The organism is Halomonas sp. 3D7M, from assembly GCF_014897885.1.
Classification (GTDB): domain Bacteria; phylum Pseudomonadota; class Gammaproteobacteria; order Pseudomonadales; family Halomonadaceae; genus Vreelandella.
Map to the genome: position 1 here is coordinate 652 of NZ_JABUZF010000257.1, position 6,985 is coordinate 7,636.

At 57.0% G+C, this 6,985-nt stretch carries 2 protein-coding genes and 2 pseudogenes (1 of these 4 cut by a window edge); all 4 read right to left on the reverse strand.

Going from position 1 to position 6,985, the window contains the following annotated elements; genetic code table 11:
* A pseudogene (locus tag INT22_RS16235) lies at positions 1-260 on the reverse strand (segregation/condensation protein A); the annotation flags it as partial.
* A gap of 111 nt (positions 261-371) precedes the next feature.
* Positions 372-2,201, reverse strand: a complete 1,830-nt coding sequence (locus INT22_RS16240; protein ID WP_193061919.1) for a DEAD/DEAH box helicase — start codon at positions 2,199-2,201, stop codon at positions 372-374.
* 1 nt (position 2,202) lies between these two features.
* Complete coding sequence (locus INT22_RS16245) at positions 2,203-2,994, reverse strand: crotonase/enoyl-CoA hydratase family protein (RefSeq protein WP_193061910.1); 792 nt, start codon at positions 2,992-2,994, stop codon at positions 2,203-2,205.
* A 226-nt stretch (positions 2,995-3,220) separates the two neighbouring features.
* Positions 3,221-6,985: pseudogene (purL, locus tag INT22_RS16250) on the reverse strand (phosphoribosylformylglycinamidine synthase) (it continues 204 nt past the right edge of the window).

A 6,985-nucleotide genomic window follows, 5' to 3' on the forward strand; every position in this document is an offset into this window, starting at 1 on the left:
TACTCAATGTATTGATGAGTAATGGTCGCCACATTGATCGTCAAAATATCCAGGTTCTGACGGCGAATAAGATAGAGCAGCAGATCAAGCGGCCCTTCGAAGGCCTCTAGAAACACGCGTAGCGCCTCCGGAGGTATATAGAGATCCTCCGGCAACTGCATGATGGGCTCATCAAACAGACGCCCAAGCGCTTCCGCTGCCGGTTCGGCAGTTGGCGCAATAAGTTCGTGATCAACGGGGGCGTTTGGCGTCTCGCTCACGCGGGGCGTGTTCCTTTTTAGTTAAACATCCATGGTTAGTTAAGCGCCCATGGTTAGTTAAATGGCTATGCTCGCCAGTGTAACAGCGTGTCACCTATCGAGGCATTATCGCTAGCCTGCCTCAGCCGCCTTGCGATAACGCCCTTGGTAGTCAAACAGCTTATCGCGAAGCTGCCAGTGCCGCCCGACTTTACGCCCCACAACAAAATCAGGATGGCGCAGGCGGCGCTGCTCTTCGACCACTTCGGCCGGCGAAGCAGGCTGCCACTTAGCGCCTGGGGCACGCAGGTGGTTACGTAAAAAAACAGCATAAAATGCCCGCCGCTGAGCAGGCGTTTCCAGCGCAAACCACTCCGCCAAGCTCGCGCCATCTTCATCGTAGTAAGTCACTTTTAAACGCGGCAGCCCCCGCCCATTGGTCGTGGCCTCTAACTGCATACCGCTGACTCGCAGCACTTTGGCATCTTTTAATTTGAGTGCGTCTTTGAGCTTATCGTCGGCATCCACCAGCAGTTGCTCGCAACCATGACATCGGCGGGCGGCAATATCATTCTCAGCGCCACACTGCTCACAAACTTTAAAGCGAAAACGAAAATCACACTGTTTTTGATCGGTGCCCTGCCTGCCCTTGCCCGGCTTAGCGGGCGGATTGGGGTTGTCTACCAGCCCCTGGCAGCGGCGGCCAAAATGCTCAATCACCAGCTCTCCATCTCGTTTGCCCCAGAACAGATTGGCATGGCCACACGCCGGGCACTCAACCTGGACCGGTTCGCTGTCGCTGTCTGGTTTTGGCTCGCCGACTTCTGGCGCATAAAGGTCCCAGGGATTGCCGGCGAAATCCAACACTAGGCAGTTGGTTTTGTCCGGCGATAAACGCAGCCCTCGACCAACAATCTGCTGATAAAGGCTCACCGATTCCGTGGGCCGCAGAATAGCGATTAAATCCACATGGGGCGCATCAAATCCGGTCGTCAGCACGGCGACGTTGACCAGGAATTTAAGCTCACGCGCCTTGAACGCTTCAATCAGAGAGGCGCGCTCTTGGGAGGCCGTCGCGCCGGTAATCAACGCCGCTTGGTCCGCAGGTAAGTAGCTGATGATTTCTTCAGCATGAGCGACCGTTGCGGAAAAAACCATTACCCCTTGACGTTCTTCAGCGTACTCAACCACCTGCTGAATAATCCTTGGCGTAGCACGGCTACCGGCAACAACGCGATTGAGCTCTTCCTCACGAAACAACCCACTGGGCGCAGGGGCCAAGGCAGAAAAATCGTAGCCTTCAATGGCCATATCCAGCCGTTTAGGCGCCGCCAAAAAACCTTGTTTCACCATCAATCGTAGCGGCTGTTCAAAGACGCAGTCGGCAAAGAAGCACGCTTCATCGCCACGCACCATGCCATGGTGATGGCGGTGGTAGATAAATCCCTGCCCTAACCGAAACGGCGTAGCGGTTAAGCCGAGAATTTTTAGCTGTGGGTTCTGACGCTGCAGATGCTCAATCACTTGGCGATAGCTGGCATCTTTTTCTAGCGATACTCGGTGGCATTCATCAATCACCAGTAACGTAAAACTGGCGTCACTGAAGCGCTCCAGATTACGCACCACCGACTGCACCGAGCCAAACACCACTTGTCGGCTGGCTTCTTTACGCTTAAGACCTGCACTGAAAATATCTGCCTGAAGCCCGTAGGCTTGGTACTTGGCATGATTTTGCTCAACCAGCTCACGCACGTGGGCCAGCACCAGCACACGGCCACGGGCTAGCCTGGCCAGCTCAGCAATCACTAACGACTTACCGCTCCCAGTGGGCAATACCACCACTGCAGGCGCGCTGCTGGCACGGAAGTGGCCCACCACGCGCTTTACAGCCTCCGTTTGGTAGGGGCGTAAACGGGGTGGTGGGCCAGAAATGGGATCGCTGGAAGGGCTGAATTGAGGCATGTCAGTCGAAACGCGGGGCGCGACGCTCCATTCGTGCACTCACCGCCTCACGCTGCTCGGCACCGGCTAAAAGCTGCTGCTGCAAATGCGCTTCGAGGGCTAGTCGATCACGAGGGGCTAAATCCGGACTGCATGCAAACAGTTCACGAGCCGCAGCGACGGCACGAGGTGAGCGCGAGGCAATAAGCGCAGCGGTTTCCCGGGCGGCTTCCTGGGGCGTATCGCTCAGGCGGCTGCCCAAGCCCAACTGATAGGCCTCTTCACCTGATACCTTGCGCCCACTTATCGCCAATTCCTGGAGTACATCCTGACGCAGCCCCGCTCCAGTCACGCTAATGGCCATATCAGGGATGATCCCCCAGTCGATCTCAAGCAGCGCCAGACGTGCGCGGGGGTGGAGAATGCGGATATCGGCGCCCAAGGCTATCTGCAAGCCGCCGCCGTAAACATGCCCGTGCAGAGCAGCCACCACGGGAACGCCCGCCTCGCGCCAGCCTAGAGCCAAGCGCTGAACCGGGTTGATGCCCGCTTCATCGGACGCCAGCAGGGTGGGCAGCCGCTCCGCCTCGCTCATGATCGACGCCATATCGAGCCCCGCGCAAAAGCTGTCACCATCGCCGCTCAAGACCACCGCACGCAGCCCAGCGAGCTGGGTCAGGCACTGTTGGGCTGCCAACAGACCATCAATCATGGCCCAATCCAGGCCATTATGGTGGTCAGGTCGCGACAACATGACCTCAGCCACGTGGTCAGCGAAGGTTAGGGTCACACGTTCATTGAGGATTTGATGCATTCGAGCTCCCAGAAGATTCCTTTGGCTCGCCATCGATGGGCGATAGCTGAGCTTGTGAAGTAGTGCGCTTATGACGTGATAAAAGCGCTTGTGAACTGAGTGTGGCGCGAAGATGAAGCATTTTCAAACACACGTTTCATTCTATCGCAACCACCGCCAAGATCACTTCTCCACCACAGGAAAAAAGCGGCCCGCAGGCCGCTTTTCTTTAGCATGGCAGGGCGTATCAGCCCAGCCATACACGGGCGTTACGGAATAAACGCAGCCAAGCGCCATCCTCAGTCCACTCGGCCGGACGCCAGGAGTTGGTAACCGCGCGAGTCACCCGCTCTGGGTGAGGCATCATAATGGTCACACGGCCATCCGGTGTGGTGAGGCCGGTGATTCCTGACGGCGAGCCATTAGGGTTAGCTGGGTAGCGGGTTGTTACTTGACCGTAGTTGTCGATATAACGCAGCGCTATCTGGCTGCTGGACTGCATACTGCGCAGATGCGCGGTATCACGGAACTCAGCACGTCCTTCGCCGTGGGCCACAGCAATCGGTAATTTAGAGCCTTCCATACCCGCCAGCAGAATCGACGGGCTTTTCTCTACCCGCACCATCGCCACACGTGCTTCAAACTGCTCAGATTCGTTACGCTCAAACGCAGGCCAGCTTTCAGCCCCCGGAATCAGTGTCTTAAGCTGCGAGAGCATCTGACAACCATTGCACACGCCCAGCGAGAAGCTGTCATCACGGGTGAAGAAGTTGGCAAACTGCTCACGGGCACGCTCATTGAACAGTACCGACTTCGCCCAACCGCCACCTGCGCCCAGCACATCGCCATAAGAGAAACCGCCGCAGGCGACTAGCCCTTTGAACTCATCAAGCGAAACACGCCCTTCCAGGATGTCACTCATGTGCACATCCACTGCGTCAAAGCCCGCTTTATGGAATGCCCAAGCCATCTCGACCTGACCATTAACACCTTGTTCGCGCAGCACGGCAACAGCAGGCTTGGCCGTGTTGATAAACGGCGCGCTGATATCATCGTTGATATCAAAGCTAGGCGCGGCGCTTAGGCCAGGATCACGAACATCCAGCAGGTTATCGAATTCGTTCTTAGCGCATTCGGGGTTATCACGCAGCGCCTGCATGCGGTAACTGGTTTCCGCCCAGGTGCGCTGAGTCAGTTGGCGAGTAGTTTCCAGCAGCGGCTCTTCAAACAGCGTTACCCGCACCTGGTCGTCATAACGGGGACGCGCAATAACACCGCATGTTTCGATACCTGCAACGGCAAACTGGGTGAGCACTTCTTCAGTGTGCTCACGGCTCACCTGAATCACCGCACCCAGCTCTTCAGAGAACAGCGCATTGAACGCTTCCACCGGCTCATCAATCAGCCAGTCCAGCTTAATCTCAAGGCCCGCATGGGCAGCAAAGGCCATTTCCAACAGCGTGACCAGCAGGCCACCATCGCTACGGTCGTGGTAGGCCAGCAGCTTGCCATCGCGGTTGAGCCCCTGAATGACCTCAAAAAACGCCTTCAGGTCTTCTGGGTCATCAACATCAGGACAGTCATTACCGACTTGACCATAGACTTGCGCCAGCGCAGAACCACCTAAGCGGTTTTGTCCATTTCCCAGGTCGATCAGAATCAGATCTGATTCGTCCTGCTCCAGATTGATTTGCGGTGTCAACGTCGCCATTGCATCGGTCACTGGCGCAAACCCCGTCACCACCAGCGAAAGCGGCGATGTAATGCTCTTTTCGTCAGCCTCATTACCTTCCTGCCAAGCGGTACGCATTGACATGGAATCCTTACCCACCGGAATGGCAATGCCGAGTGCCGGACACAGCTCCATACCTACGGCATGTACAGCATCATAGAGCGCCTGATTTTCACCGGGATGGTCGGCAGCGCTCATCCAGTTAGCTGAAAGCTTAATATCCGACAGTTTGGCAATTGGCGCCGCAGCTAAGTTAGTAATCGCTTCGGCAACCGCTAAGCGGGCGCTGGCAGCAGGGTTAATCAGCGCCACTGGCGGGCGCTCGCCCATCGCCATGGCTTCACCAGCGTGGGTGTCGAAGCTAGCAGTGGTCACGGCCACATCGGCCACCGGTACCTGCCAAGGGCCAACCATCTGATCGCGGGCGACTTGGCCGGTAATTGAACGGTCACCAATGGTAATCAAAAAGCTCTTCGATGCCACGGTTGGCAGGCGCAACACCCGATCCATCGCTTCGCGCAGATCCAGGTTGTCGAGCATAACGCCAGATAGCTCAGGGGTTTGACGTTCAAACGAGCGCGTCATCTTCGGCGGCTTGCCAAACAACACGCTCATCGGCAGATCGACCGGCTTGGTATCAAAATGACCGTCGCGAACTTCCAGATGATGATGCTCCATGGCCTCGCCGACCACCGCATAGGGGCAGCGTTCGCGCTTGCACAGTGCGTCAAAGGTATCCAGGTCTTCGGGGGCAACGGCCAGCACATAACGTTCTTGGGCTTCGTTACACCAAATTTCCAGCGGACTCATACCCGGTTCAGCATTAGGCACTGCACGCAGATTGAACAGGCCACCGCGATTACCGTCTTTGACCAGCTCCGGTAAGGCGTTGGAAAGCCCGCCTGCGCCCACGTCGTGAATAAAGCGAATCGGGTTTTTATCGCCCAGTGCCCAACAGCGGTCGATGACCTCCTGGGCGCGACGTTCAATTTCCGGATTTTCCCGCTGTACCGAGGCAAAATCCAAGTCCGCGCTAGACTCGCCTGACGCCATGCTAGACGCTGCACCACCACCCAGGCCGATCAGCATGGCTGGGCCGCCCATCACGATTAGCTTGCCACCAACGGGAATTTCGCCTTTCTGCACATGGTGAGCACGAATATTGCCAAAACCACCGGCCAGCATAATCGGCTTCCGGCCAGCATAATCGGCTTGTGGAAGCCGCGACGCTCGATACCATCGTCGCTCAGCGTATCCTGCTCGTAGGTACGGAAGTAGCCCGTCAGATTAGGCCGGCCAAATTCATTGTTAAACGCCGCACCACCGATGGGGCCGTCCAGCATAATTTGCAGCGCTGACTGCATACGCTCTGGTTTGCCGTAATCAAACGCTTCCCAGGGCTGTACGAACTCGGGGATACGCAGGTTGGATACGGTAAAGCCCGACAGGCCTGCCTTCGGCTTGCCACCGATACCGGTCGCCCCCTCATCACGAATTTCACCGCCAGAACCGGTTGCCGCGCCTGGGAATGGTGCAATCGCTGTAGGGTGGTTGTGGGTTTCCACCTTCATCAGAATATGGATGGGCTCTTGGTGGGCGTCGTAGCTGGCCCGCTCCCCCCCAGCGCCAGTCAGTGGCGTGGGGAAGAAGCGCCCCCCCTGGCTACCCTTGATCACCGCCGCGTTATCGCTATAAGCCGAGAGTACGTTATCCGGCGAGGTCGCAAAGGTGTTCTTTATCATCTTAAACAGCGAATGGCTCTGGGCCTCGCCATCGATAACCCAGTCCGCGTTGAAGATTTTGTGGCGGCAGTGCTCCGAGTTCGCCTGGGCAAACATCATCAGCTCGACATCGCTAGGGTTGCGACCAAGCTCAATAAACGCAGCCACCAGATAGTCGATTTCATCGTCGGCAAGCGCCAGCCCTAATTCTCGGTTGGCTGTCGCCAGCGCTTCGTGGCCGCCTTCCAAGATATCGACACTGCCCAGTGGCGCAGGGGTATGATGAGCAAACAGTTTGACCGCGTCAGCAACGTCAGCCAGCACGTTCTCCGTCATACGATCGTGCAGTAGCGCGCTGATCACACCTAACTGTTCTGCGCTAGGCGCTCCGCGCAGTGCTACCCGATAATCGACACCGCGTTCGATGCGATCAATCTGGTGCAGCCCACAGTTATGAGCAATATCAGTTGCTTTAGAAGACCATGGCGACTGGGTGCCTAAACGCGGCACAACCAGGAAGCGCTGGGCGTTTTCAGGAATGTCTTGGCTCGCGTGGCTG

What these genes read in the sequence shown, in the direction of transcription:
- INT22_RS16245 (WP_193061910.1), bottom strand. Translation starts at nt 2,994, where the DNA reads ATGCATCAAATCCTCAATGAACGTGTGACCCTAACCTTCGCTGACCAC.
- INT22_RS16240 (WP_193061919.1), bottom strand. Translation starts at nt 2,201, where the DNA reads ATGCCTCAATTCAGCCCTTCCAGCGATCCCATTTCTGGCCCACCACCC.